Origin of the sequence: Azospirillum sp. TSH20, from assembly GCF_003115935.1 — a bacterium.
Taxonomy (GTDB): Bacteria; Pseudomonadota; Alphaproteobacteria; order Azospirillales; family Azospirillaceae; genus Azospirillum.
Genome location: NZ_LGQU01000060.1, coordinates 15581 through 40734, shown reverse-complemented (window position 1 = coordinate 40734; position 25154 = coordinate 15581). Strand labels below are relative to the sequence as shown.

The following is a 25154-nucleotide window of genomic DNA, read 5'->3' as shown; positions in this document are numbered from 1 at the left end:
GCTCTCGCACAAAGCTATGCTTTGTGCTGACGCGGCAGGCGGACCGTAGGTCCGCTGAGAGCGGGGGAGGTTAGGTGGGGGTCTAACGATGCCGCAATCCGCGTTCATCTGCTGGGCATGCCATCTATCACGTCATCACTCATCATACAAGTCCGCAACCGCCAACCCGCCCATATGCGCCAATATCGTGCTGCCGCCCTGGTTTGCTTGTCTATTGTCGTATAGGTTTTGTGGGTGTTAACTTTCCGGGTGGCGTGGTGACGGGCGTTCGGCCCGGAGCCTCAGGTTGGGTGAGGATGGTGATGACAGCGCGCAGGCGCCGGGATCCGCTGGCGAAGCAACTGGTGGATGCCCTGGCCGAACGGATTTCCAGCGGACAGTTCAAGAGCGGCGACCGGCTGCCGAGCGAACAGGATCTGATCGACGAATTCGGCGTCAGCCGCACCGTGGTGCGCGAGGCGATCGCAAATCTGAAGGCGGTCGGCATGGTCTCCACCCGGCAGGGGCTGGGCGCCTTCGTCCTGCGCGACGCCGCGATCCTGCCCTTCCGCATCGAGGAATCGTCACTGGAGGCGGTGAACGAGGCGATTTCGGTGCTGGAGGTCCGCATCAGCCTGGAATCGGAAGCTGCCTATCTGGCCGCCATCCGCCGTGACGACAGCCAACTGGCCCGCATGCGCGAGGCGCTGGACACCATGACGGCGGCGGTGGAGGCGGGCGAGGATGCCATCGACGCCGATCTGGCCTTTCACAGCGCGATCGCCGCGGCGACCGGAAACAAGCATTTCCTGGCCCTGTTCTCCTATCTCGGTTCGCTGCTGATCCCGCGCGCCCGCGTGCGCTACGGCCATCTGGAAGGCGATTCGCGCCGGCAATATCTGCGGCGGATCAACGACGAGCACCAGACCATCTATTCCGCCATCGAACGCCAGGATCCGGAAGGCGCCCGCGCCGCCATCCGCCTGCATCTGAACGGCAGCCGCGACCGGCTGCGCGCCGGCGGCGATTTCAAGACGGCCGCCGCGGCGGGCTGAACGCCGGGCCAAGTTCGGTCCCCGACACAGCAGAAAAGCTGTCGCCTGTTGCGCCCGCTCCGGGGCCGGAGAGGGCGTTTACCGCCTGCCGATTGGTGGGAAGGCTGATTGCCTTGGCGCGCATCAAACCACTTGTATGATGACTGATATGATGGTAGTCGTCCTGTCATCGGACGCCGCCGGTGTCGAACGGATCGCCGCAACACCGGCCCGCGGCTTCGTCTCCGCGGACAGTCACCACCGTTTTTCCAAGGATGCCCCCGATGGAACCGCAAGCCCTGAAGGCCGTCGTCAGCGAAGGTCTTCTGTCGTTCCCGCTGACCGATTTCACCGCCGACGGCACCTTCGAGCCGGGCGGCTATGCCCGCCGCCTGGAATGGCTGAAGCCCTATGGCGCGTCCGCCCTGTTCGCCGCCGGCGGCACCGGGGAGCTGTTCTCCCTGACCCCGGACGAGCACAAGAGCATCGTGTCGCTGGCCGTCGAGGTCTGCGGCAAGGATGTGCCGATCATCGCCGGCGTCGGCTACTCCACCCGCATCGCGATCGAGATGGCGCAGGCCGCCGAGAAGTCCGGCGCCGCCGGCATCCTGGTGCTGCCGCATTATCTGACCGAAGCCGACCAGGAGGGCGTCGCCGCCCATGTCGAGGCGATCTGCAAGTCGGTCGGCATCGGCGTCATCATCTACAACCGCGCCACCTGCAAGCTGGGCGCCGACCGGCTGGCCCGGCTGGCGGAGCGCTGCCCCAACCTGATCGGCTTCAAGGACGGGTTGGGCGACATCGAGATGATGACGACCATCCGCCGCAAGATGGGCGACCGCTTCAGCTATCTGGGCGGCCTGCCGACCGCCGAGGTCTATGCCGCCGCCTACCGCGCCATCGGCGTGCCGGTCTATTCGTCGGCCGTCTTCAACTTCATCCCGCGCACGGCGATGGAGTTCTACCGCGCGGTCGCGTCGGGCGATACCGCCACCACCGACCGGCTGCTCGACCAGTTCTTCCTGCCCTATCTGGCGATCCGCAACCGCAAGGCCGGTTATGCCGTCAGCATCGTCAAGGCGGGCGCCGCCATCGTCGGCCGACCCGCCGGCCCGGTGCGCGCGCCGCTGACCGACTGTACGCCGGCCGAGGTCGAGGAACTGCGCGCCCTGATCGAGGCGCTGGGTCCCCAGTAACTCCAATAAGCCACGGCAACACGCCATCGCCGGTCGGGCAGGCGCCGGGCTTCAGTCCCCGACGCCGGACACAAGGTGCAGCCAATGACGCCGGATCCGTCGAACGGGTCCGGGAACGGACTGCCGCGCCTGCCCGCCCTCATGCCTTGAGGGAGGAAATTCCATGACATTCGAGAGCACCGCCGAGAACACCGCCGCCAACGGCGCGGCCGAACGGTCCGCCTTTTCCGCCGCAGCGGCCACGGCCAAGCGGACCAACGTCCGCTACCTCATCCTCGCGATGCTGTTCCTGGTCACGGTCGTCAATTACGCCGACCGCGCCACCCTGTCGATCACCGGCCCGGTGATCTCCAAGGAGCTGGGAATCAGCGCGACGGAAATGGGCTTCATCTTCTCCGCCTTCGGCTGGGCCTATGTGCTGGGCCAGCTGCCGGGCGGCTGGCTGCTCGACCGCTTCGGGTCGAAGATCGTCTATGGCTTGAGCATCTTCACCTGGTCGGTCTTCACCCTGATGCAGGGCACCATCGGCTTCCTGGCCGGCGGGGCCGCGGTCATGATGCTGTTCGCCCTGCGCTTCGCCGTCGGCTTCGCCGAGGCGCCGTCCTTCCCCGGCAACAGCCGCGTGGTGGCGGCATGGTTCCCGGGCAACGAGCGCGCCACCGCGTCGGCCGTCTTCAACTCCGCCCAGTATTTCGCGACGGTCATCTTCGCGCCGCTGATGGGCTGGCTGACCCATTCCTTCGGCTGGCACTGGGTGTTCGGCGTCATGGGCGGCCTCGGCATCGTCATGGCCGGCGTGTGGATGAAGACCGTCTATGCTCCCAAGGACCATCCCCGCATCAATCAGGCCGAGCTGGATTACATCGCCGCCGGCGGCGGTCTGGTCAACATGGATGACGGCAAGAAGACGGCGGTGGCCGAGAGCGGCGCGAAATGGGATTACATCCGCCAGCTCTTCGCCAGCCGCATGATGGTCGGCATCTTCCTCGGCCAGTTCTGCATCAACGCGATCACCTATTTCTTCATCACCTGGTTCCCGGTCTATCTGGTCCAGGCTCGCGGCATGTCGATCCTGAACGCCGGCTTCATCGCCTCCATCCCGGCGATCTGCGGCTTCGCCGGCGGCATCCTGGGCGGCGTGATGTCGGATGCCATGCTGCGCCGGGGCTATTCCCTGACCGCGGCCCGCAAGACGCCGATCGTGCTGGGCATGCTGATGTCGATGGCCATGATCGCCTGCAACTACACCGACCTGCAGTGGATCATCGTATCGCTGATGGCGCTGGCCTTCTTCGGCAAGGGCATCGGGGCGCTGGGCTGGGCGGTCATGTCGGACTGCGCGCCGAAGGAGATCACCGGTCTCAGCGGCGGTGTGTTCAACATGTGCGGCAACATCTCGTCGATCACCACGCCGATCATCATCGGCTACATCATCCAGACCACCGGCTCCTTCAACGGCGCGCTGGTCTTCGTCGGCGCCAACGCCCTGATCGCGGCGGTCAGCTATCTTGTCATCGTCGGCGAGATCAAGCGGATGGAACTGAGGACGTAACGGCCGGCGGGGCGGGGTTCCCGCCCCCGATCCGGTCCGTGTCGAACGGTTTGGCAGAGGTCATCCCATGTATATCGGCGAACAGCTCATCAACCCCACCGACAAGCGCCTGCGCCTGTCCGCCCAGCTCGGCGCCAGGGGCATCGTCATCGACAGCCGGCCGAACGCGCCGGTGATGGCCGACGGTGATGTCGAGGCCGGCCTGTGGGACGGCCGCAAGGTCGCCGCCCAGCGCAAGTGGGTGGAGGGCCATGGCCTGACGCTGGACTGTCTGGCGCTGGACGTCGGCTCCATCCTGCTCGACAGCCTGCGGGCGCCGGAGAAGGCGGCGGCGACGGCGGAGCGGCTGCGCCACAACATCCGCGCCGCGGCGGACGGCGGTGTCGATACGGTGAAATACACGGTCGCCATGGTCGGCATCACCCGCACCGGCGTGGTCGACGGCCGGGGCGGCATGAAGTGCAGCACCTTCCGCGCCGACGAGTACAAGGCGGAGAACGACGCCCGCTTCTCCTACTGGGGCACCGTGCTGCCGGAGGACGAGACGGGGACCAAGCCGTCGCCTTTGGAGACACGCGGTGCGCCGGAGACCTGCGGGCAGGTGATGGCGAGCGAGGCCGGCGGCGTCAGCGAGGCCGACGGCTGGCGCGCCATCGAATATCTGGTGGAGGCGATCCTGCCGACCGCCGAGAAGGCCGGCGTCAAGCTGGCCTGCCACCCGCACGACCCGGCCTATCCGCCGGGCGGACTGAACGGCGTGCACCATGTGCTGGGGTCGCTGGACGGCCTGCGGCGCTTCATCAATCTGGCGCCGGAAAGCAAGTCGCTCGGCTTCAATTTCTGCCAGGGCACCATCGCCGAGATGTCGCGCAACCCGACCGAGACGGTGCTGGAGGCGATCCGCGAGTTCGGGCCGCAGAACCGCATCTTCATGGTCCATTTCCGCAACATCAAGGGCGGTTACCTCGACTTCCGCGAGGCGATGCCGGATGAGGGGTCGGTCGACATGGCGGCCTGCATCCGCGCCTATCGCGAGGTCGGATACAAGGGCATCCTCTGCCCCGACCATGTGCCCTTCTCCGAGGTCGATCCCGATCGCGAGCGCTTCTTCGCCTTCGCGCTCGGCTATACCCAGGCGCTGCTGCAGGCCGCCTGATCCGCTCTTTCCCGCATTTCCCGCTTTCGAGACCCCGCACCATGGCCACTCAGATGTCCTCGCCCAAAGTCACCGAAATGCTGGTCGTGCCGGTCGCCGGCCAGGACAGCATGCTGCTGAACCTGTCGGGCGCCCATGCGCCCTACTTCACCCGCAACGTGGTGATCCTGAAGGACAGCGCCGGCCACACCGGCGTCGGCGAGGTGCCGGGCGGCGAGAAGATCCGCCAGACGCTGGAGGATGCCCGCGCCCTGGTGGTCGGCCAGCCGGTCGGCGCCTGGAACGCCATCCTGAACAGCGTGCGCCGCGGCTTCGCCGACCGCGATTCCGGCGGGCGCGGGCTGCAGACCTTCGACCTGCGCATCACCATCCATGCGGTGACGGCGCTGGAGGCGGCGCTGCTCGACCTGCTGGGCCAGTTCCTGGAGGTGCCGGTCGCCGCATTGCTGGGCGAGGGACAGCAGCGCGACGCGGTGGAGATGCTGGGCTACTTGTTTTACGTCGGCGACCGCAAGAAGACCGACCTGCCGTACCGGGCGGAGCCGGACGCCAAGGACGACTGGTTCCGCCTGCGCAACGAGGTGGCGTTGACCCCCGACGCGGTGGTGCGGCTGGCCGAGGCCGCCCATGACCGCTACGGCTTCAACGACTTCAAGCTGAAGGGCGGCGTGCTGCGCGGCGAGGAGGAGATCGAGGCGGTGACGGCGCTGGCGAAGCGCTTCCCGCAGGCCCGCGTCACGCTCGACCCGAATGGCGCGTGGTCGCTGGAGGAGGCGATCCGCCTGTGCAAGGGGAAGGGCGACGTGCTGGCCTATGCCGAGGATCCCTGCGGCGCCGAGCAGGGCTATTCCGGCCGCGAGGTGATGGCGGAGTTCCGCCGCGCCACCGGCCTGCCGACCGCCACCAACATGATCGCCACCGACTGGCGCCAGATGGGCCATGCGATCCAGCTGCAGTCGGTCGACATCCCGCTGGCCGACCCGCATTTCTGGACCATGCAAGGGTCCGTCCGCGTCGCCCAGATGTGCCATGAGTGGGGGCTGACCTGGGGGTCGCACTCCAACAACCATTTCGACATTTCGCTGGCGATGTTCACCCATGTCGCCGCCGCCGCGCCGGGCCGGATCACCGCCATCGACACCCACTGGATCTGGCAGGACGGCCAGCGCCTGACCAAGGAGCCGTTCCGCATCGAGGGCGGCCTGGTCGCCGTGCCGCAGAAGCCCGGCCTGGGCGTCGAGATCGACATGGACGAGCTGGCGAAGGCGCATGACCTCTACAAGCGCCATGGGCTGGGGGCGCGCGACGACGCCACGGCGATGCAGTATCTGATCGCCGGCTGGACGTTCGACAACAAGCGGCCGTGTCTGGTGCGGTGAGGGCTGATCCTCCCTCTCCCGTCCCGGGAGAGGGAAGGGGCCCACGAAGTGGGAAGGGTGAGGGGCAGTGCAAGGAGCCATGCGGTTCGGGTTCCTTGGATCACCCCTCACCCTCCCGCCTTCGGCGGGTCCCTCCCTCTCCCGGGGCGGGAGAGGGCGTTTAGCCCGCGAACTCCAACTCATCCCGACACACTCAGGGCAAGCCATGACCCAGAAGCCTCTCTATATCCTGGTCCATCCCGAGGACAACGTCGCCATCGTGGTGAATTCCGGCGGGCTGCCGCCGGGGACGGAGTTCGAGTGCGGGCTGGTCCTGACCGACTTCGTGCCGCAGGGCCATAAGGTGGCGCTCGCCGATCTGGATGAGGGGGCGTCGATCGTCCGCTACGGGCAGGTGATCGGCACCGCCGCCCGGCCGATCCGCCGCGGCGCCTGGATCGAGGAATCGCTGGTCCGCCTGCCGGATGCGCCGGAGCTGGACACACTGCCGCTGGCGACCGCCGTGCCGCCCGACGCCCCGGCGCTGGACGGCTATAGCTTCCAGGGCTACCGCAATCCCGACGGGACGGTCGGCACCAAGAATGTGCTGGGCATCAGCATCAGCGTGCAGTGCGTGGCCGGGGTGATGGATTTCGCCATCGACCGCATCAAGAAGGAGCTGCTGCCCAAATACCCCAACGTCGATGATGTGGTGGCGCTGAACCACACCTACGGCTGCGGCGTGGCGATCAACGCGCCGGGGGCGGTGGTGCCGATCCGCACGCTGCAGAACCTCGCCCGCAACCCCAACCTGGGCGGGGCGGTGATGGTGGTCGGGCTGGGCTGCGAGAAGCTCCAGCCGGAACGGCTGCTGCCGGCCGGGGTGGAGCCGAGCATCGTCACCCTGCAGGACGAACGCCACCAGGGCTTCGGCGACATGGTCGCGTCCATCCTGGAGATGGCCGACCGCCGGCTGGCGCAACTGAACGAGCGGCGGCGGGAGACCTGCCCAGCGTCCGATCTCGTCGTCGGGCTGCAATGCGGCGGCAGCGACGCCTTTTCCGGGGTGACCGCAAACCCGGCGGTGGGCTATGCCGCCGACCTGCTGGTGCGGGCCGGGGCGACGGTGATGTTCTCCGAAGTGACGGAGGTGCGCGACGCCATCCATCTGCTGACCCCGCGCGCCATCGACGAGGAGACCGGCCGCGCGCTGATCCGCGAGATGCGCTGGTACGACGATTACCTCCAGGTCGGGTCGGCCGACCGCAGCGCCAACCCGACCCCCGGCAACAAGAAGGGCGGCCTCGCCAACGTGGTGGAGAAGGCGCTGGGCTCCATCGCCAAGTCGGGCACCAGCCCGATCGTCGGCGTGCTGTCGCCGGGCGAGCGGGCGACGCGCAAGGGGCTGCTCTATGCCGCCACGCCGGCCAGCGACTTCATCTGCGGCACGCTGCAACTGGCGTCGGGCTGCAACATCGAGGTCTTCACCACCGGCCGCGGCACGCCCTATGGCCTCGCCATGGCGCCGGTCATCAAGGTGGCGACGCGGACGGAGCTGGCCTCGCGCTGGCACGACCTGATCGACGTCGACGCCGGCCGCATCGCCACCGGCGAGGCCACCATCGAGGATGTGGGCTGGGAGCTGTTCCGCCTGATCCTGGAGGTGGCGAGCGGCAGCAAGCAGACCTGGGCCGACCACTGGGGCCTGCGCAACGCGCTGACCCTGTTCAACCCGGCGCCAGTGACCTGATCGGGGGCTGGATCTCATGCCCCCTGCCGCGGAGATGATCGGAGCAACCGGCGCCCGCGGCGGGTGGACAACCACATAAGGGAGGAAATCATGGGACGCCGTTACGGCATCGCCCTGGCGATGCTGCTGTCTTCCGCTGCCTTCATCGCAGCCGTGCCGGCGCAAGCCGACAGCTTCGCGTATGTGTCGAATGCCGCCAGCAACGACATCAGCGTCTTTCGCCTGAACGGCGAGACCGGCGCCATGACCCCGATGGGGACGGTGCCCTTCGTCGGGGTCGACAAGCCCGGTTCCTCCACCCCCCTGGCGGTCAGCCCGGACCGGCGCTTCCTTTATGCCGGCGTGCGGTCGCAGCCCTATCAGGTGCAGGTCTTCGCCATCGATGCGGCGACCGGGATGCTGAGCCATCTCGGCAGCGGTCCGCTGGCCGACAGCATGGCGAACGTCGTCACCGACCGCAGCGGCAAGTATCTGCTGAGCGCATCCTATGGCGGCGACAAGGTGGCGGTGAATCCGATTGGGCCGGACGGCAAGGTGGGGGCGCCGCAGCAGGTGGTCGCGACCGGCAAGAACGCCCATTCGATCCAGCCGTCGCCCGACAACCGCTTCGCCTTCGCCACCAACCTGGGGTCCGACCGGCTGGTGCAGTTCCGCCTCGACGCGGCCACCGGAACGTTGAGCGAGAACGACCCGCCGTCGGTGGCGCTGCCGGCGAAGTCTGGGCCGCGCCACATCACCTTCCATCCCGACGCCCGCCATCTCTATCTGGTGGACGAGCTGGATGCCGCCGTCGCGGTGTTCGCGTACGATCCCAAGACCGGCACGCTGACGGAAAAACAGCGCCTGCCGTCCCTGCCGGCCGATTTCAAGGGTGAGCCCTGGGCTGCCGACATCCATGCGACGCCGGACGGCCGCTTCCTCTACATCTCCGAACGGCAGACCAGCACGATCCGCTCCTTCCGGATCGACCCGGAAAGCGGCCTGCTGACCCCGCTCGGCAGCGTGGCGACCGAAGAGCAGCCGCGCGGCTTCAACATCGACCCGACCGGCCGTTTCCTGGCGGCGGTGGGCGAGAAGTCCGACGGCATGACGGTCTACCACATCGACGGCGGCAGCGGCGCGCTGACCACGCTGGCCCGCTATCCGACCGGCAAGCAGCCGAACTGGGTGGAGTTCGTCACCGTGAAGTGAGGCGGCGCAGCCGCCTCGGTGAGGGGCCGGTCAGCCGGTCCGCACCTGGGTCAGGAAGCGGGTGACCTCGTCGCGTAGGCTGTCGGTCTGCACGGACAGCTGCCGGACATTCTCCAGCACCTCGTAGGCGACCTTGCCGCTGCGTCCGGCGGCACTGTTCACGCCGCCGATGCTGGAGGAAACCTCGTGGCTTCCCTGGGCGGCCTGCTGGATGTTGCGGCTGATCTCGCGGGTCGCCGCCCCCTGCTGTTCGACCGCCGACGCGATAGAGGTGGCGACGTCGTTGACCCGGCCGATGACCTGCGCCACGCCCTTGATCTCCTGAACCGCCCGGCCGGTCTCGGTCTGGATGCCGGCGACCTGGGCAGCGATTTCCTCGGTGGCCCTGGCGGTCTGGGTGGCGAGCGCCTTGACCTCCTGCGCCACCACGGCGAAGCCCTTGCCGGCCTCTCCGGCGCGGGCGGCCTCGATGGTGGCGTTCAGGGCCAGCAGGTTGGTCTGGCTGGCGATCGAGTTGATGAGTTCGACGACCGCGCCGATCCGCTCCACCGCGCCGGCCAGCCCCTCGACCTTGCCATTGGCGCGCTCAGCGCTTTCGACCGCTTCGCGGGCGATTTCGGCCGACTCGCCGACCTGCCGGCTGATCTCGTTGATCGAACTGGTCAGTTCCTCCGTCGCCGCGGCGACGGTCTGGACATTGGCCGAGGTCTGCTCGGTTGCCGTGGCGACGGCGCCGGCCAGCGTGCCGGTCTCGTCGGCGGCGCGCGTCATGTCCTGGGCGCGCCGTTCGATGCCGTCCGCCTCGCTGGCCACGTCGTGGATCAGGTTGCCGACGGTCTGCTCGAAATGGCTGGCGAGCGCCGTCATCGCCTCCCGCTTCTCGGCCGCGGCCCGCTCCGCCTGTTCGGCCTGGCTCGCCTCCAGGTTGGCCTTGGCGAGCGCATGCTCCTTGAACACCTGAAGCGCCTGCGCCATCCCGCCGATCTCGTTGCGGCGGGCCGCTTCCGGGAAGGTGACGGCGAGGTCGCCGGCGGCGAGCGCGGTCATCTTGTCCCGCAACCGGTGCAGCGAGCGCACGATGTCGCGGTTGACCAGGAACCCGATCAGCACCAGCGCGACGATCAGCGCGGCGGTGGCGGTGCCCGTCCGGCGGAGGAAGTCGTAATAGGCGGCGTCGATGTCGTCGGTATAGACGCCGGAGCCGACGATCAGCCCCAGCGGCTGGTAACGCTTCACATAATTGGTCTTCAGCAGCGGGACGTCCGACCCCAGCTTAGGCCAGACATAATGGATGATGGCGTTGTCCTGTTTGCGGAGCGTTTCGACGATCTCGCGGACGAAAAACTTGCCGACCTTGTCCTGCAGCCCGATGCGGTCGGTGCCGACCGCCTTGTGGTTGGAGGGGTTGGCGACGGCGATGCCGTTGAGATCGTAGGCGAAGAGATAGTCGGCGCCGTCATGGTAGGACATCGCATGCACCGCGTTGCGGAAGCGCGCCAATGCCTCCTCGCGGGGCAGGATTCCGGCCTCGACTTCGGCATTCAGTCCCTTGGCCATGCCGACCGCCAGTTCCACCGCGGAGCGGATGGTGTCGATGCGGTCGTCGACCATGCGCTGGTGGGTGAAGCTGCTGCTGATGGCGATCACGACGGCCGGGGCCAGAATGGACAAGGCGACCAGGGCGGTCAGCTTTGCTCGGATCGTCAGATTTTCCAGGATTTTCATGGGGACCTTCGTGTCGCGCGCATCAGGGGGCGGCAACTGATATACTACGAACAGAGGGGGCAGCTGAAATCGGATTGGCTGATTTCAGTAATAAAATAACACTATCGAGTTAAAAAATTCTTCCGCCCTGATTACGGCTTCGTGGCGGCACTCTCCATGCTGGAGAAGTGGGCCAGCGTCGGGCCGGCGACCTCGCGCAGCAGCAGGGCGAAGCGTTCCGCCGCCGGCGACAGCGACCGGCCGGCCTTGCGGATGAAGCCGATCCGTCGCACCAGACCGGCGGCGCGGATCGGTTCGACGACGATGCCGTCGCAGGAGGCGGCGTCGACAGCGGATTCCGGCAGCACCGAGACGCCCAGCCCGGCCCGCACCATCCCGACCGCCGTCGACATGTAGTTCGCCTCGCAGGACAGGCTGATTTCCAGGCCTTCCCTTTCCAGCGCGCGTTCGACCAGAGACCGCACGCTGGTGCCGCGCGCCGTCAGGATCAGCGGATAGGCGACGATGTCCTTCAGCAGCAGCGGACGCCGTCCGTTCAGCGGATGGTCGGCGGGGAAGAAGGCGCACATCCGGTCGCAGAGGAAATCGATCACCTCGACGTCGCGATCCGGGCCGACCCGGCTGCCGATCCCGAAATCGACCTCCTCCGCCTTGACCAGCTGGATGATCCGCTCGGCGACGACGTCGCTGACCTTCACGTCGATGTTCGGGTGATTGGCGGCGAAGCGGCGGATGGCGATCGGCAGCAGGCCGGCGGCCACCGACGGCAGGGTGGCGACCGACACCGACCCGCGCCGCAGCCCGGCCAGATCGTGGCTGACGCTCATCACCGCATCCAGTTCCGCCAGCACCCGCTGCAGGGCTGGCAGCAGGTCCCGCCCGGCCTGGGTCAGCACGACGTGGCGCTTGTTCCGGTCGAACAGCCGTACGCCCAAACTCTCTTCAAGCTGGCGGATTTGCACGGTCAGCGCCGGTTGCGACACGTTGACCTCCGCCGCCGCCTTCGTGAAGCTGCCGAGGCGGGCGACGGCGACGAACGCCTTGATGTGTCTCACGCCCTGGAGCATGGCGCGCCTCTTATAATCAAAACGGATTTCGGTGATACAACAAATTCATTTCTCTAATCTGATTGAGGGTCCGTACAGTGTCAATCAAGGACGCCGGCTCGGCGCGATCCGTCAAAAAGGCGGGGCGTTGACTATGCCACGCCGCCTGCCGGCGGGTGAAAAGAGCAAGTTTTAGGGAAATTTCCTCCGCGGTGTTACTCGGAGAGCGGCGCCGGCTGTCCGCAGTCGGCAGCCCTGTTTCTTTGCGCGCGGCGGAAGGATCGCAAAAACCGAATGAACAACAATAACAATGGTCTTAGAGGAGGTCACATGCTCGCGCTACTCGGCTTGGCCACCATCGTCGTTCTGCTGACGGCGATCATGACGAACCGGATGTCGCCCCTGGTCGCGCTGATCGCCGTGCCGATCGTCGCGGCGCTGGCGGGCGGCTTCGGTCTTGAAACCAGCAAGTTCATCATCGCCGGCATCCGCTCCATCGCGCCGACCGCCGGCATGTTCGTGTTCGCCATCATCTTCTTCGGCGTCGTCACCGATGCCGGCATGATGGATCCGATCATCGACCGCATCCTGCGCCTGGTCGGCACGCGGCCGGCGCGCATCACCGTCGGCACCACCCTGCTGGCGCTGCTGATCCATCTCGACGGGTCGGGCGCGGTCTGTTTCCTCATCGCCATTCCGGCAATGCTGCCGCTCTATGACCGGCTGGGCATGGACAAGCGCATCCTGGCGCTGTGCGTGTCGATGGCGGCGGGCGTCAACTTCCTGCCCTGGACCGGGCCGATGATCCGGTCGGCCGCCGCGCTGAAGGTGCCGGTGACCGACATCTTCAACCCGCTGATCGCGGTGCAGGGCGTCGGCCTGCTGTTCATCTTCACCGTCGCCTTCCTGCTGGGCAAGCGTGAGGAGCGGCGTCTCGGCCTGTCGTCCGGACGGCTCGCGGCGGGAGAGGCGCGTTCGGTCGGCGCCATGGGCGTGGAAGGCGGCGTTGCAGCCGGCCCGGCCCCGCGCGTGCTGACGCCGGAGCAGATCAAGATCCGCCGGCCGAAGCTGTTCTGGGTCAATCTGATCCTCACGCTTGCGATCATGGCGGTGATGATCGAGGGGGCTGTCGACCCGGTGGTGATGTTCATGATCGGCACCGTGCTGGCGCTGATGATCAATTACCCCGACGTCAAGATGCAGAAGGACCGCGTCGACGCCCATGCCAAGGCGGCGCTGATGATGGCGAGCATCCTGCTGGCGGCCGGCGTCTTCACCGGCATCATGAGCGGCACCAAGATGCTGAGCGCCATGGCGCAGTCGGCCGTCGCCTTCGTCCCGCCCGACATGGCGCAGCATGTGCCCTTCGCGCTGGGCATCCTGTCGATGCCGCTCAGCCTGCTGTTCGATCCGGACTCCTATTATTTCGGCATGATGCCGGTGATCGCCGAGGTCTACAAGACGCTGGGCGGCGACCCGATCCAGATCGCCCAGGCCTCCGTTCTCGGCCAGATGACCGTCGGCTTCCCGGTCAGCCCGCTGACCCCCGCCACCTTCCTCGTCGTCGGCCTGTGCGGCATCGGGCTGGGCGAGCACCAGAAATTCTCGATCCCCTACCTGTTCGCCGCCTCGGTGGTCATGACCATCGCCGCGGCCGTCCTGGGGGTCATCCCGTTCTGACGCGGCTCAAGGGAGCCGCAGACAGGAGCACGTCATGAAAACCATCCGCATCGGATCGGGCGCCGGCTATTCTGGCGACCGTATCGAGCCGGCCGTGGAACTGGCCGAAAAGGGTGACATCCAATATCTCGTCTTCGAATGCCTGGCGGAGCGCACCATCGCCATCGCCCAGGGCGCCAAGCTGAAGGATCCTTCGCAGGGCTATGACCCGCTGCTGGCCGAACGCATGCTGGCGGTGCTGCGGCCCTGCCATGACAAGGGCATCCGCATCATCACCAACATGGGGGCGGCCAACCCGGCCGCCGCCGCGGCTAGGGTGCGGGACATCGCCCGCTCGCTCGGTCTCGGCGGGCTGAAGATCGCCGCGGTGTCGGGCGACGACGTGCTGGAGACGCTGAAGTCCGGCGGCCACCGCATCGAGGAAACCGGCGCGCCGGTCGCGGCGATGGCCGACAGGCTGGTTTCGGCCAACGCCTATCTCGGAGCGGCAGCCATCGTCGAGGCGCTGAAGGCCGGGGCCGACATCGTCATCACCGGCCGCGTCGCCGACCCCGCCCTATTCCTCGCCCCGCAGATCTTCGAGTTCGGCTGGTCGATGGAGGATTGGGACCTGCTGGGCAAGGGGACGGTGGTCGGGCATCTGCTGGAATGCGCGGGCCAGATCACTGGCGGCTATTTCGCCGATCCGGGCGTGAAGGACGTGGCCGGGCTTGCCCGTCTCGGCTTTCCCATCGCCGAGGTGGGGGAGGACGGCGGCGCCGTCATCACCAAGGTGGCCGGTTCCGGTGGTGCTGTGACCACCGCCACCTGCAAGGAACAGCTGCTCTACGAAATCCACGACCCGGCCGCCTATTTCACGCCGGATGTCGTGGCCGATTTCTCGCAGGTGCGATTCGTGCAGGAGGGGCCGGATCGGGTGCGGGTTTCCGGCGCCACCGGGCGGCGGCGTCCGGAGACGCTGAAGGTCTCGGTCGGCTATGTCGACAGCTTCATCGGCGAGGGGCAGATCTCCTACGCCGGTCCCGGTGCCGTCGGGCGCGGCCGGCTGGCGCTGGACATCGTGCGCGAGCGGATGGCGCTGACCGGCGTCGAGGCGACGGAACTGCGCTTCGACCTGATCGGCGTCGATTCGATCCACGGTGACGCGCTGTCCACCGCCGGCGGGCGGGAGCCCTATGAGGTTCGGGTCCGCGTGGTCGGGCGCACCGGCAGCCTGAAGGAGGCGCAGCGCATCGGCAACGAGGTCGAAACCCTCTACACCAACGGCCCGGCCAGTGGCGGCGGCGCGACCAAATCGGCGAAGGACGTGGTCGCGATGCTGTCGGCCCTGCTGCCCCGCGGGCTGGCCAATCCGGCAATCGAGTTTATGGAGGCGTGACATGAAACTCCGCGACATCGCCCATTCCCGCACCGGCGACAAGGGCGACATCTCCAACATCTCCGTCATCGCCTTCGACGAGGCGGACTATCCGCTGATCGAGGCCCATGTCACCGCCGAGCGCGTGAAGGCGCTGTTCTACGAGATCGTCCATGGCGAGGTGGTGCGGTATGAAATCTCCAGCATCGGCGCCCTGAACTTCGTGATGCGGCAGGCGCTGGGCGGCGGCGTGACCCGCTCGCTGGCGCTCGACGCCCATGGCAAGTGTCTGGCGTCGGCGCTGCTCGACCTCGAGGTTCCCGACTCTGCAGTGTGAGGGATCAGCGCGCCGGCGGCTGGAAGCCGTGGCGTTGCAGGATCGTCTGTCCGGGCGGGGAGAGCACGAAGTCGACGAACCCCCGCCCGCGTGTGGCATCGTCCCTGGTCATCAAGGTGATGCCGTACTCCGCACCGACGCTCAACGGCTCCGGCACGGCGACCACGCCCAGCGCCGGAATCTCGCGGGTGGCGAGGCGGGCGTTGGTGCAGTAGGTGAGGATCAGGTCGGCCGCATCCCGCTCCATCAGCCAGGCATAGGCGTTGCGGCCTTCCGGCGGCTGAGGGGCTTGCGGTCCGCCGGTGACCTCGATCGCCTTGGCATCGAGTGCCGCACCGCTGCCCGGCAGCATCATGTCGGCCTTGGCGAAGAGTTCCCAGGCATAGTCGCCTGCCGGATCGTTCTTCGGAGTCGATGTGCCGAGCCGCACCGCAGGGTCGAGCATGCGGTCCAGCAGCGTGTCGGGGGTGATCGTCAGACCCGGCTTGGTCAGCGCGCACAGTGTGTTGCGCGCGAAGGCTCGGACTGGTTCGGCCAGTCCGGCGGCGTGGAGCGCGCGGGGATGCTCCATGTTGGCCGACGCGAAGACGTCCGCCGCCTCGCCCTTTTCCAGCCGCTCTTTCAACAGGCCGGAGGCGCCGAAGGTGCCGGCGACCGGAATGCCCTGCGCCGCTTCATAAGCCTTGGCGATCTTGCCCATAACCGCCCTCAGGCTGCCGGCGGCATAGACCCGCACCGGCTCGGCCGAGGCGGCTTGTGCCGGCAGGGAGGACAGCAACGCTGCGGGCAGCATCGCGGTGGCTGCCAGCAAGGCACGGCGGATCCGGAACGGCATGGACAATTTCCCCCCCCATTGTTATGATCGTTTCATCATAGCGAAAAGGGATGCAGCGCGAAGAAGGCCGTTCGATATGCATCCGGCCGCCTACGCCGCGTCGTGCCGGCTCTTTCCCTTGGCCAGCGCGCTGCCGGCCGACGCGAACATGATGCAGGCGATGGCGGCCCACTGCACGGCGCTCAGCCGCTCGCCCAGCATCAGGAAGCCGATCAGCGCCGCCACGGCGGGCGACGCGCTGACGGCGAGGCCGAAGACATGGCTGGGCAGGCGGCGCAGCGCCATCATCTCCAGCAGGTAGGGCACCATGCTGGACAGCACCGCAACGGCGAATCCTGTGAGCAGGACCGCTCGCACCAGCAGCCCGGCACCGGCGTGGGCGATCCCCAGCGGGACGGTGAAGCTGGCCGCCACCAGCATGCCCCAGGCCACCGCCTGCCCCCCCGGCAGCGCGGAGGCGCGCTTGCCGAAGACGATGTAGAGCGCCCAGCAGAAGGCCGCCGCCGCCGCATAGGCGATGCCGACGGGGTTCAGCGCGGCGGACGCCTCCCGCAGCGGCAGCAGCAGGACGAGGCCCACGGCAGCGCAGGCGATCCACAGGAAATCCTTCAGGCGGCGGGACCCCAGCAGCGCCACCGCCAGCGGCCCGGTCACCTCGATGGCGATGGCGATGCCGATGGGGATCAGCTCCATCGCCCGGTAGATCGACAGGTTCATCGCCCCCAGCGTGGCGCCGTAGACCAGCAGATTGCCAAGGTCCGCCCGTCCCGGCAGGCGGCGCCAGGGCCGCAGGATCGCCAGCAGCATCAGCGCCGACAGCCCGACGCGCAGGCCGGTCACCCCCTCCGCCCCAACCAGCGGGAACAGCGACTTCGCCGAGGCCGCTCCGACATATTGCGACAGCAGCGACGCCAGCAGAAGCAGCAGCGGCAGCGCCGCCGGCTCAGCCTGCGCGGCGGTTGCGGGTGTGGTGTCGATGGATGCGTTCGCCACGCGCCCGGCTCCTGGCAGAGGATGATCAGGCGAAAAGATACTGTGACGAAGGGGCGCCGGGCGCTTAAGTTTCGGGAGTTAGACGCACCGTTCTTTCGCGAAAGCCGCCATGCGCTCAACGATCGCTCGCCCGCCCGACCAGTTGGCCAATCAGCTCGACGACCAGGACCGCGCGATCCTGCGCATCCTGCAGCGCGACAACAAGACCTCGCAGCGCGAAATCGGCGAGGCGGTCCATCTCTCCGCCCCGGCGGTGCAGCGCCGCATCGCCCGCATGGAGGCGGCCGGAGTCATCCGCCGCAACGTGGCGGTGGTCGATCCGGCCGCGGTCGGGCAGGGCGTGACGGTGGTGGTGGAGGTCCAGACCGTCAACGACCGTTCGCCCACCATCGCCGCCGCCAAGCGGCTGTTCCGCGAGGCGCCGGAGGTGCAGCAGTGCTATTTCATCACCGGCAAGGCCAGTTTCGTCCTGATCCTGCTGGTCCCGGACATGGCGAGCTACGAGGTGCTGTCGCGCCGCCTGTTCGCCGACAACGAGCTGGTGCAGTCCTTCCAGACGATGGTCGTGCTCGACCCGGTGAAGGTGACGCTGGAGGTGGATTTGTAGGGTGGCCGGCTTTCAGTCCGGCCACTCCTCGTACCCCCAATCCTCCGCATCCGGGTCGGCGGTGCCCAGCGGGGCCACCGTGGCGCCGGCGTCGAGCGCCGCGGCCAGCCAGGGTTCGACACTGGTGACGGGGGAGGTGCGGCACCAGCGGCGGCGGCGGCCGTCCCAGCGGCAATGGCCCTGGCGCTTCATTTCCTCGCGCAACTCCCAGGAGGGGATGGCGGGGAAGCGCAGTTCCAGCCCGCGCTCGCTTTGGGCGATCTCCACGATTTCCCCGGCGACGGTGGTGTGGGTCAGGCCGTCTTCCAGGACTTGGCGCAAGGCAGCCGCCCGGTCCTCGCGGATGCGGGCCTCCGCCTCGCGCTGGCGGCGGCGGTCGGCCAGGGCGTCGGCGATCCAGTCCGGCGGCTCTTCCAGCACGCGGTAGCCGGCGCCGCCGCGCGGGCCGGGTGCCTCTTCCAGCAGGCCCTCGCGCAGAAGGTCGGCAAGCAGGGCCTTCAGCCGGTCGCGGTCGGCAGGGATGCCGGGCTGACGGTTCGCCGCGGCGTCGGCGACGGTGAAGCGGTCGCCGGCCGCCCATCCCTCGTAGAGCGCGGCGGCCAGGGCGTGCAACTCGGCGACTCGGCTGCGCTGGTCGATCAGGTGGGCGGCGACAATGGGGTTCGGCGGCAGATCGACCCGGCCGGCGAGGCCGCAGGTCCGGCACTGCCAGGTGGTTGGGTCGGACAGCAGCACATGGGGGTCGCAGCGGCGCTTGCGGCAATGCTCCTCGCTGCCCGGCTCCGGCAGGCCGCGCCCGCTGTCCAGCAGGGCGCGGATGGCGTCGAGCGGGGTGTCGGCGACGCTGCGCAGCCGGTCCAGAATGTCGGCAGGCAGCCAGACCTCGGTGCCGCCACTGTCGTCAGCGGCTGCGAAGCGGTTCTTCAGGGCGCGGCGGCGGGCGGGCGTCAGCAGGGCGAGCACCCGTTCGGCGGTGTAGCTCTCGTCGAAGGTATCGGCGAGCAGCGCTTCCAGATCGCCGAGCATTGCCGGGGGCGCCAGCGCGCTTTCGTCCCCGGCGGCGAGGATGCGGCGGGCCTCGCCGAGGATTTCCGTGCTGTCATCCGCTCCCATCGCCATCCGCGCCCTGGTCTCCATCCGTTCCGCGTAGCAAGCTGGGCATGGCCGGAATGGCAATCAAGCGCCGGCTGGACGGTCGGCAGTGGCCGTATGGGACCGGAACGGCCCGGCGAAGCGCGGTGTTGACCGGGTGCAACGATCAGGCGTCAGAGACGGAAAGGTTTTCCTCCATGTCCAACAGCACGCATTTCGCCCCGCCCGGCCCGCTCGGCTTCGGTGGCGCGCCCCTGGGCAACATGTTCGAGGAGGTGTCGGACGAGACGGCCGAGGCCACGCTTGATGCCGCCTGGGACGCCGGTATCCGCTATTTCGACACCGCCCCCGAATATGGGCCCGGCATTTCGGAGCATCGCTTCGGCCATGTCCTGCGCAACCGGCCGCGCGACGAATTCGTGCTGTCGACCAAGGTCGGCCGGCTGCTGCGCGCCGATTCCAGCAAGGGAGGAAAGCATGGTCCCTTCGTCAAGGGACAGCCGTTCCGCGTCGATTACGACTACACCGCCGACGGCGTGCGGCGGTCGATCGAGGACAGCCTGCAGCGGCTGGGCATGGCCCGCATCGACATCGCCTATATCCACGACTGCGCCGAGGATGCGCATGGCGACCGCTGGCTGGAGGTGTTCGACACCGCCATGAAAGGCGCCGCCGTGGCGCTGACCCGGCTGCGCGAAGAGGGGGTGATCCGCGCCTGGGGCCTTGGCGTCAACCGGGTGGAGCCCTGCGTGATGGCGCTGGAGCGGGCGGACCCGGACGTCTTCCTGCTGGCCGGGCGCTACAGCCTGCTGAACCAGCCGGCGCTGGACGAGCTTTTCCCGCGCTGCGGCGAGCGCGGCGTGCATGTGGTGGTCGGCGGCCCTTACAATTCCGGCCTGATCGCCGGGGGCAAGACTTTCGAGTATCAGGAGGCCCCGTCCGACAAGGTGGCGGCGCGTGATCGGCTGGCGGAGATCGCCAAACGCCACGGCGTCGATCTGCGCGCCGCCGCCCTGCAGTTCTGCGCCGCGCATCCGGTCGTCGCCTCGGTCATTCCCGGCACCAAGAACCCGGCGCGGGTGCGGGAGAATGTCGACCTGATGGGGCAGCCGATCCCCGGCGATTTCTGGCGGGAGTTGAAGGCGTCGGGCGTCCTGCCGGAACAGGCGCCGACGCCGGCTTAAGGAGCGTCAGCCCTCCACCACGGTTCCGGGATGGGCGGCCTCGAAGCGGGCGGGGGCGATGCCGTGGGCGGCCAGCGCCGTGCGCAGCCGCTGCGGCGGCTCCTCCCGCGCCTCGTCGGTCAGGGAGAAGGTGCCCCAGTGGATGCCGACGGCCTTCTTCGCCCCGACGTCCAGCATGATCCGCACCGCCTCGTCCGGGTCGCAATGCTGGGCGGACATGAACCAGCGCGGGTCATAGGCGCCGATGGGAATCAGCCCCAGATCGCAGGCCCCCAGCCGCTCGCCGATGGCGCGGAAGGCGGCGCCGGTGCCATAGCCGGTGTCGCCGGCGAAATAGACCGAGCCGGCGGGCGTGCGCAGGACGAAGCCGCCCCACAGAGCCATCCGGCGGTCGCGCCCGGTGCGCGACGACCAGTGGTTGGCCGGTACGATGTGGACCTCCGCTTGCCCCCCCAGCTCGAACCGGCTCCACCAGTCGCCCGCCGCCGTCCGTACGCCGGGGATATGCTTGCGCAGGATGGTGTCGTTGCCGAGCGGCGTGACCATCAGCGGCGCGTCGCGTTGGTGCAGGCGTTTCAGGGTCGCCACGTCCAGATGGTCGTAATGGTTGTGCGACAGCAGAACGGCGTCGATCTTCGGCAGGTCGTGGAAGCGGATGGCCGGCGCGGTCACCCGCTTCGGCCCGGCGAAGCGGACCGGGCTGGCGCGGTCGGACCAGACCGGATCGGTCAGGACGTTCAGCCCGGCACCCTGGATCAGGGTCGTCACATGGCCGACCACCGTCACGCGCAGCCCATCGACGTGCCGGGCCGGTATCACCGGCGCGACCGGCACCCGCCGCGGCCATTTGGCCGCCTTCCGGCCCCATTGCCAGCGGAGCAGCTGGCGCAGGCTGCGGTCGGTCTCCGGCTCGCCCGGATTGAAGAAGCGCAGCCCGTCGAAGTTCGACGTGGCGGGACCCTGCCAATAGGGATTGCGCATGCGCATCGGTTCCTTTGCAACGATGGTCCCGGAGGAGATGGTGTCGCTGCGGCGAAGTTCTATGGACCATCGGTGCGTGCTCGGGCTACTGTGCCGTCTTCATTCATGGTTTGATCCCGGTTCGATCCAATGCAGTCCGATACCCCGACCGACGAGCAGCATCGCGCCATCCAGGCGATCGACGCCTGGTACAAGGACGATGACGCCCAGCAGGTCTTCTGGCTGGCCGGGGAGGCCGGGACCGGCAAGACCAAGACCACCGCCTTCGTGCTGGAGCATCTGCTGGAGCGCCGCCGGCTGACCGACTATGTGGTGGGCGCCCCCACCGGCAAGGCGGCGCAGGTGCTGCGCCAGAAAGGCATCGAGGGGGCGGCGACCCTGCATTCGCTGCTCTACGCCCCGCGCAAGGACGGCGACACCGGCGAGCTGTTCTTCGCCCGCCGCAGCGACGGGCCGGTGGCCGACGCCGACCTGATCGTCTGCGACGAGGGGTCGATGATCGGCGACGATCTGGCGCGCGACCTGATGCGGACCGGCAAGAAGATCCTGGTCATCGCCGACGATTACCAGCTGCCGCCGGTCTCCGGCCAGGGGCTGTTCACCAGCGGCGAACCCGATTTCCGCCTGACCGAGCCGCACCGCACCGCCCGCGAAAGCCCGGTGATCCGGCTGGCCCATCTGCTGCGCCGGCAGGAGATGCCCCGGCGCTTCGGTTCCGTCGGCAAGGTGCATGTGCTGCCGCTGGAAAACCGCACCCAGTCGCTGGTGATGCGGACGTCGGCGCAGGCGATCTGCGGCACCCACCGCGTCCGCACCACCTACACCAAGCGGATGCGCAAGCTGCTGGGCCACGATTCGGTGATGCCGCAGGCGGGGGAGCGGGTCATCTGCCGGCGCAACCAGAAGGACGAGGGGCTGTACAACGGCATGATCGGCGCGCTGACCCGTCCGGCCGCCGAGGCGCAGGGCCGCGAGGCCGGCCTGTGGTCGCTGGGCGTGCAGATGGAGGACGAGGTGCGGTCGCGCGGCAAGCTGATCGTCCATCCCTGGATGTTCCAGGCCCATTACAGCGAAGGCATGGTGCAGCCGCGGGTGGGCAAGGACATCCAGCTCTATGACTGGGCGTGGCTGATCACCTGCCATGCCTCGCAGGGGTCGGAGTTCCCGTCGGTCACCGTGGTCGACGATTCCGCCGCCTTCCGCGAGCACCGCTGGCGCTGGCTCTACACCGCCGTCACCCGCTCGCGCGAGGAGCTGGTGCTTCTGCTGCGCAACGCCGACCTCGGCGGGCCGTGGCAGGTTCCCGAATTCGACGACTGCCTGCCGGCCTGAACCAATAAATCCAGTTTATCGAACGCATCACTTCTTTGCGTTGGATGTGATCGGAAGTGGTCTCCATATTTCACGTGTCGGGACGGTATTTTCCGCTCCCGACCGCTTCCGGAGACTTCTTCCCATGGTTCGTGATACCGCAGCACCGGGAAGCCCCGTGCTTTCCCGCGCCGGCGGCCTTCTGCCCGGCCTTGCCCTGTGCGTCGCCGTGACCGCCCTGGCCTTCGCGGCGTCGGCGGCGGAGGTGGCGCTGTTCGGCCAAGCCTGGATCGAGGCGCTGGTCCTGGCGATCCTGATCGGCACCGTGATCCGCACCGCCTGGACGCCATCGGCGCGCTGGCATCCCGGCATCGGCTTTTCCGCCAAGATCCTGCTGGAGGTGGCGGTCGTCCTGCTCGGCGCGTCGGTCAGCGCCGCCACCATCCTGTCGGCGGGGCCGGCCCTTCTGTTGGGCATCGCGGCGGTGGTGGCGATGGCGCTGCTGGCCGGCTTCGGCATCGGGCGGCTGCTCGGATTGCCGGTGCGCATGGCGGTGCTGGTGGCCTGCGGCAACGCGATCTGCGGCAATTCGGCCATCGCCGCGGTGGCGCCGGTGATCGACGCGCACAGCGACGATGTCGCCGCCTCCATCGCCTTCACCGCCGTGCTGGGCGTCGCCGTCGTGCTCGGCCTGCCGCTGCTCGGCATCGGGCTGCAGCTGAGCGGCGTGCAGTACGGCGCGCTGGCCGGGCTGACCGTCTATGCCGTGCCGCAGGTGATCGCCGCCGCCGCGCCGCTGGGCGCCACCGCCGTGCAGATCGGCACATTGGTGAAGCTGGTGCGGGTGCTGATGCTGGGGCCGGTCTGCCTGCTGCTGTCGCTGCTGGCGCCGCGGCTGGGCGGGGAGGGGGCGGGGGGCGATACCGGCGCCGGCGCCGACATGGCGGAGCGTCCGCGCCGGACCCATCCGCCGGTCCACCATCTGGTGCCGTGGTTCATCCAGGGCTTCCTGGCGATGATCGTCCTGCGCTCGCTGGGGCTCATTCCCCCGGCCGCCCTGCCGGCGATGGAGCATGCGGCGACCCTGCTGACGGTGGTGTCGATGGCGGCGCTGGGGCTGGGGGTCGATGTGCGGACGGTGGCGCGGGCCGGCGGGCGGGTCACCGCGGCGGTCGTCCTGTCGCTGCTGGTGCTGGGCGGCATCAGCCTGACGCTGATCCGGTTGATCGGGCTGGCCTGAGATCCGCCTGGGCCTGAAACGGGCGGGAGTCTACATCCAGCAACCAGGGAGCGCATTGATTCAGATTAATGCAGGATTCCGCCACTGTGCGATCCTGAGATTACCAACCCCTCCCGCCGGCCCCCCAAACCAATCGGCCGGGCGGCGGGGCGGGCCCCGCGGGGGAGACGCCTTGCAGGTGCCGCTCCCGCGCAGAACAAGGAGTATGGTCATGCGTCAACCGCTGCAGATCGCCTTCCGCAACATCGACCCCTCTCCCGCCCTGGAGCATCTGATCCGCGAACATGCCGACAAGCTCGACCGCTTCTTCGGCGGCATCATGGCCAAGCGCGTGGTCTTCGAGGTGCCGCACCGCCACCAGCATCAGGGCAAGCATTACACCGTCCAGGTCGCGCTGATCGTTCCCGGTGACGAGTTGGTCGTGCACAGCGACAAGTCCGGCAACCATGCCCACGAAAGCGCCGATGCGGCCATCCGCGATGCCTTCGACGCCGCCCGCCGCTCGCTGGAGCGCTTCGCCGAGAAACAGCGCGGCGAGTGAAGGCCGGCGCCTTCCAGCAGACCTACCCTGAACCTTCCCTTCCGCGCCCGTCCGGTCCGTCCGGACGGGCGCATTGCATTTCTGCGTCGGGACTGTGCCGGACCGATCCTGCTTGCGGGTGCGCTGCACACTATGGTTGTATCACCCAATGCCCATCGTCAGGGTCCTGAAATGATCGAAAACAGTTCCTCGATTCTGGAGAGCCACAATGTCTCCGTGGTCGGATCGGGGGCGGAGACGCTGGTCCTGATACCCGGCTTCGGCACCGAACAGGTGGCCTGGCGCCATGTGGTGGCGGCATTCCGGGGCGGTTATCGCATCGTGCTGCTGGATCTGGCGGGAGTCGGGCCGGGAAGCCAATCCCACTTCGACCATGTCCACTATGGCTCCCTGGACGCCTATGCCCGCGACGTGACGGCCGTCCTTGAAGCGCTGAGGATCGAGAATTGCGTGTGCGTCGGGCATTCGGTGGCGGGGATGGTGGCGGCGCTGGCCTCGATCAGGGCGCCGTACCAGTTCCGCAAGCTCATCATGCTGGGTGCGTCGGCCTGCTACGGCAATGTCGGCGACTATCGCGGCGGGTTCGACGGCGGCGACATCAACGGACTGATCGACAGCGCGACCCAGGACTATATGCAGTGGACCGCGCGTTTCGGGCAAATGGTCGTCGACCGTCCGGCGGAGGACCCGACGGTGCGGGAGTTCGTCGCCAGCATGCGGGCGATGCGCCCGGACATGGCGCTGTCGCTGCTGCTGACCGTGCTGCGCAGCGATCTGCGCAGTCGCCTGGGCGATGTCACGGTGCCGGTGGTCATCCTGCAGACCCGGCAGGATCCCGCGGTGACCATTGAGGCGGCGGAGTTTCTGCGCGACCATCTGGCGGACAGCGTACTGGAGATCCTCGACGCATCGGGCCATCTGCCCCACCTGTCGGCGCCCGACACGGTGATCGCCGCGCTTGCCCGCCATCTCTCCTGAGTTTGCTAATTTAGTGATGGTGTTACGGAAA

General features: G+C 68.1%; 22 protein-coding genes. 16 read left to right on the top strand and 6 right to left on the bottom strand.

What is annotated here, in order from left to right; genetic code table 11:
- Positions 1-302: 302 nt before the first annotated feature.
- The 7 genes from TSH20_RS17485 to TSH20_RS17455 all read left to right on the top strand — a co-directional run bounded on the left by TSH20_RS17485 (position 303) and on the right by TSH20_RS17455 (position 9216).
- Entirely contained in the window at positions 303-1034 is a 732-nt protein-coding gene (locus tag TSH20_RS17485; protein WP_247871714.1) for a FadR/GntR family transcriptional regulator, read from the top strand.
- 263 nt (positions 1035-1297) lie between these two features.
- A complete protein-coding gene (gene kdgD, locus TSH20_RS17480; protein WP_109075907.1) occupies positions 1298-2209 on the top strand; it encodes a 5-dehydro-4-deoxyglucarate dehydratase in 912 nt (303 codons plus the stop codon).
- A 163-nt stretch (positions 2210-2372) separates the two neighbouring features.
- A complete protein-coding gene (locus tag TSH20_RS17475) occupies positions 2373-3761 on the top strand; it encodes an MFS transporter (protein ID WP_109075906.1) in 1389 nt (462 codons plus the stop codon).
- Between the two features lie 67 nt (positions 3762-3828).
- Positions 3829-4917, top strand: coding sequence for a mannonate dehydratase (locus TSH20_RS17470; RefSeq protein WP_109075905.1), 1089 nt, complete (start codon positions 3829-3831; stop codon positions 4915-4917).
- A 41-nt stretch (positions 4918-4958) separates the two neighbouring features.
- On the top strand, positions 4959-6296 hold the full coding sequence (gudD, locus tag TSH20_RS17465; protein ID WP_109075904.1) for a glucarate dehydratase: 1338 nt from the start codon (positions 4959-4961) through the stop codon (positions 6294-6296).
- Between the two features lie 205 nt (positions 6297-6501).
- On the top strand, positions 6502-8025 hold the full coding sequence (gene garD / locus TSH20_RS17460; RefSeq protein WP_109075903.1) for a galactarate dehydratase: 1524 nt from the start codon (positions 6502-6504) through the stop codon (positions 8023-8025).
- Positions 8026-8115: 90 nt separating this feature from the next.
- Positions 8116-9216, top strand: a complete 1101-nt coding sequence (locus tag TSH20_RS17455; protein WP_109075902.1) for a lactonase family protein — start codon at positions 8116-8118, stop codon at positions 9214-9216.
- A 30-nt stretch (positions 9217-9246) separates the two neighbouring features.
- Here TSH20_RS17455 and TSH20_RS17450 read toward each other — a convergent pair whose 3' ends face one another.
- Together TSH20_RS17450 and TSH20_RS17445 are read right to left on the bottom strand one after the other, a co-directional pair.
- On the bottom strand, positions 9247-10941 hold the full coding sequence (locus TSH20_RS17450) for a cache domain-containing protein (RefSeq protein ID WP_109075901.1): 1695 nt from the start codon (positions 10939-10941) through the stop codon (positions 9247-9249).
- A gap of 131 nt (positions 10942-11072) precedes the next feature.
- A complete protein-coding gene (locus TSH20_RS17445; protein WP_109075900.1) occupies positions 11073-12008 on the bottom strand; it encodes a LysR family transcriptional regulator in 936 nt (311 codons plus the stop codon).
- A 309-nt stretch (positions 12009-12317) separates the two neighbouring features.
- Here TSH20_RS17445 and TSH20_RS17440 point away from each other — a divergent pair, with 309 nt between their 5' ends.
- From TSH20_RS17440 to TSH20_RS17430, 3 genes are read left to right on the top strand one after another with little or no spacing between them, the layout of a single operon-like run.
- Positions 12318-13667, top strand: a complete 1350-nt coding sequence (locus TSH20_RS17440) for a citrate:proton symporter (protein WP_109075899.1) — start codon at positions 12318-12320, stop codon at positions 13665-13667.
- A 34-nt stretch (positions 13668-13701) separates the two neighbouring features.
- Positions 13702-15045: an acyclic terpene utilization AtuA family protein gene (locus TSH20_RS17435; RefSeq protein WP_109075898.1), complete on the top strand. Its 1344-nt coding sequence runs from the start codon at positions 13702-13704 to the stop codon at positions 15043-15045.
- Between the two features lies 1 nt (position 15046).
- Positions 15047-15361 carry a hypothetical protein gene (locus TSH20_RS17430; RefSeq protein WP_109075897.1) on the top strand — a complete coding sequence of 105 codons (315 nt, stop codon included), beginning with the start codon at positions 15047-15049 and terminating at the stop codon, positions 15359-15361.
- 4 nt (positions 15362-15365) lie between these two features.
- Here the strand turns inward: TSH20_RS17430 and TSH20_RS17425 are convergent, their stop codons facing one another.
- Entirely contained in the window at positions 15366-16196 is an 831-nt protein-coding gene (locus TSH20_RS17425; RefSeq protein ID WP_247871609.1) for a molybdate ABC transporter substrate-binding protein, read from the bottom strand.
- Between the two features lie 90 nt (positions 16197-16286).
- Complete coding sequence (locus TSH20_RS17420; RefSeq protein ID WP_109075896.1) at positions 16287-17189, bottom strand: EamA family transporter; 903 nt, start codon at positions 17187-17189, stop codon at positions 16287-16289.
- A gap of 109 nt (positions 17190-17298) precedes the next feature.
- Here TSH20_RS17420 and TSH20_RS17415 point away from each other — a divergent pair, with 109 nt between their 5' ends.
- The gene (locus tag TSH20_RS17415) at positions 17299-17796 is read left to right on the top strand and encodes an Lrp/AsnC family transcriptional regulator (protein WP_109075895.1); all 498 of its coding nucleotides are present in this window, start codon (positions 17299-17301) and stop codon (positions 17794-17796) included.
- Positions 17797-17808: 12 nt separating this feature from the next.
- Here TSH20_RS17415 and TSH20_RS17410 read toward each other — a convergent pair whose 3' ends face one another.
- The gene (locus tag TSH20_RS17410) at positions 17809-18915 is read right to left on the bottom strand and encodes a hypothetical protein (protein ID WP_109075894.1); all 1107 of its coding nucleotides are present in this window, start codon (positions 18913-18915) and stop codon (positions 17809-17811) included.
- Between the two features lie 170 nt (positions 18916-19085).
- On the opposite strand from TSH20_RS17410, the gene TSH20_RS17405 reads away from it, so the two are divergent.
- Complete coding sequence (locus TSH20_RS17405) at positions 19086-20072, top strand: aldo/keto reductase (protein ID WP_109075893.1); 987 nt, start codon at positions 19086-19088, stop codon at positions 20070-20072.
- A 6-nt stretch (positions 20073-20078) separates the two neighbouring features.
- Here the strand turns inward: TSH20_RS17405 and TSH20_RS17400 are convergent, their stop codons facing one another.
- Positions 20079-21053: an MBL fold metallo-hydrolase gene (locus tag TSH20_RS17400; RefSeq protein ID WP_109075910.1), complete on the bottom strand. Its 975-nt coding sequence runs from the start codon at positions 21051-21053 to the stop codon at positions 20079-20081.
- A gap of 129 nt (positions 21054-21182) precedes the next feature.
- Here TSH20_RS17400 and TSH20_RS17395 point away from each other — a divergent pair, with 129 nt between their 5' ends.
- The 4 genes from TSH20_RS17395 to TSH20_RS17380 all read left to right on the top strand — a co-directional run bounded on the left by TSH20_RS17395 (position 21183) and on the right by TSH20_RS17380 (position 25123).
- Positions 21183-22385, top strand: a complete 1203-nt coding sequence (locus tag TSH20_RS17395) for an AAA family ATPase (protein ID WP_109075892.1) — start codon at positions 21183-21185, stop codon at positions 22383-22385.
- Between the two features lie 124 nt (positions 22386-22509).
- A complete protein-coding gene (locus TSH20_RS17390) occupies positions 22510-23604 on the top strand; it encodes a putative sulfate exporter family transporter (protein ID WP_109075891.1) in 1095 nt (364 codons plus the stop codon).
- A 211-nt stretch (positions 23605-23815) separates the two neighbouring features.
- Complete coding sequence (locus TSH20_RS17385; RefSeq protein WP_109075909.1) at positions 23816-24145, top strand: HPF/RaiA family ribosome-associated protein; 330 nt, start codon at positions 23816-23818, stop codon at positions 24143-24145.
- A 171-nt stretch (positions 24146-24316) separates the two neighbouring features.
- Positions 24317-25123 (top strand): alpha/beta hydrolase, encoded by an 807-nt coding sequence (locus TSH20_RS17380; protein ID WP_158282012.1) that lies wholly within the window; start codon positions 24317-24319, stop codon positions 25121-25123.
- Positions 25124-25154: the final 31 nt, after the last annotated feature.

Bases quoted from the DNA above. Each gene is read 5' to 3' on its own strand.
- TSH20_RS17395 (WP_109075892.1), top strand. From the start codon at position 21,183: ATGCAGTCCGATACCCCGACCGACGAGCAGCATCGCGCCATCCAGGCG.
- TSH20_RS17470 (WP_109075905.1), top strand. From the start codon at position 3,829: ATGTATATCGGCGAACAGCTCATCAACCCCACCGACAAGCGCCTGCGC.
- TSH20_RS17450 (WP_109075901.1), bottom strand. From the start codon at position 10,941: ATGAAAATCCTGGAAAATCTGACGATCCGAGCAAAGCTGACCGCCCTG.
- TSH20_RS17400 (WP_109075910.1), bottom strand. From the start codon at position 21,053: ATGCGCAATCCCTATTGGCAGGGTCCCGCCACGTCGAACTTCGACGGG.
- TSH20_RS17435 (WP_109075898.1), top strand. From the start codon at position 13,702: ATGAAAACCATCCGCATCGGATCGGGCGCCGGCTATTCTGGCGACCGT.
- TSH20_RS17475 (WP_109075906.1), top strand. From the start codon at position 2,373: ATGACATTCGAGAGCACCGCCGAGAACACCGCCGCCAACGGCGCGGCC.
- TSH20_RS17405 (WP_109075893.1), top strand. From the start codon at position 19,086: ATGTCCAACAGCACGCATTTCGCCCCGCCCGGCCCGCTCGGCTTCGGT.
- TSH20_RS17380 (WP_158282012.1), top strand. From the start codon at position 24,317: ATGATCGAAAACAGTTCCTCGATTCTGGAGAGCCACAATGTCTCCGTG.
- TSH20_RS17415 (WP_109075895.1), top strand. From the start codon at position 17,299: ATGCGCTCAACGATCGCTCGCCCGCCCGACCAGTTGGCCAATCAGCTC.
- TSH20_RS17440 (WP_109075899.1), top strand. From the start codon at position 12,318: ATGCTCGCGCTACTCGGCTTGGCCACCATCGTCGTTCTGCTGACGGCG.
- TSH20_RS17445 (WP_109075900.1), bottom strand. From the start codon at position 12,008: ATGCTCCAGGGCGTGAGACACATCAAGGCGTTCGTCGCCGTCGCCCGC.
- TSH20_RS17385 (WP_109075909.1), top strand. From the start codon at position 23,816: ATGCGTCAACCGCTGCAGATCGCCTTCCGCAACATCGACCCCTCTCCC.
- garD (WP_109075903.1), top strand. From the start codon at position 6,502: ATGACCCAGAAGCCTCTCTATATCCTGGTCCATCCCGAGGACAACGTC.
- TSH20_RS17425 (WP_247871609.1), bottom strand. From the start codon at position 16,196: ATGCCGTTCCGGATCCGCCGTGCCTTGCTGGCAGCCACCGCGATGCTG.
- TSH20_RS17485 (WP_247871714.1), top strand. From the start codon at position 303: ATGACAGCGCGCAGGCGCCGGGATCCGCTGGCGAAGCAACTGGTGGAT.
- TSH20_RS17430 (WP_109075897.1), top strand. From the start codon at position 15,047: ATGAAACTCCGCGACATCGCCCATTCCCGCACCGGCGACAAGGGCGAC.
- gudD (WP_109075904.1), top strand. From the start codon at position 4,959: ATGGCCACTCAGATGTCCTCGCCCAAAGTCACCGAAATGCTGGTCGTG.
- TSH20_RS17455 (WP_109075902.1), top strand. From the start codon at position 8,116: ATGGGACGCCGTTACGGCATCGCCCTGGCGATGCTGCTGTCTTCCGCT.
- TSH20_RS17410 (WP_109075894.1), bottom strand. From the start codon at position 18,915: ATGGCGATGGGAGCGGATGACAGCACGGAAATCCTCGGCGAGGCCCGC.
- kdgD (WP_109075907.1), top strand. From the start codon at position 1,298: ATGGAACCGCAAGCCCTGAAGGCCGTCGTCAGCGAAGGTCTTCTGTCG.
- TSH20_RS17390 (WP_109075891.1), top strand. From the start codon at position 22,510: ATGGTTCGTGATACCGCAGCACCGGGAAGCCCCGTGCTTTCCCGCGCC.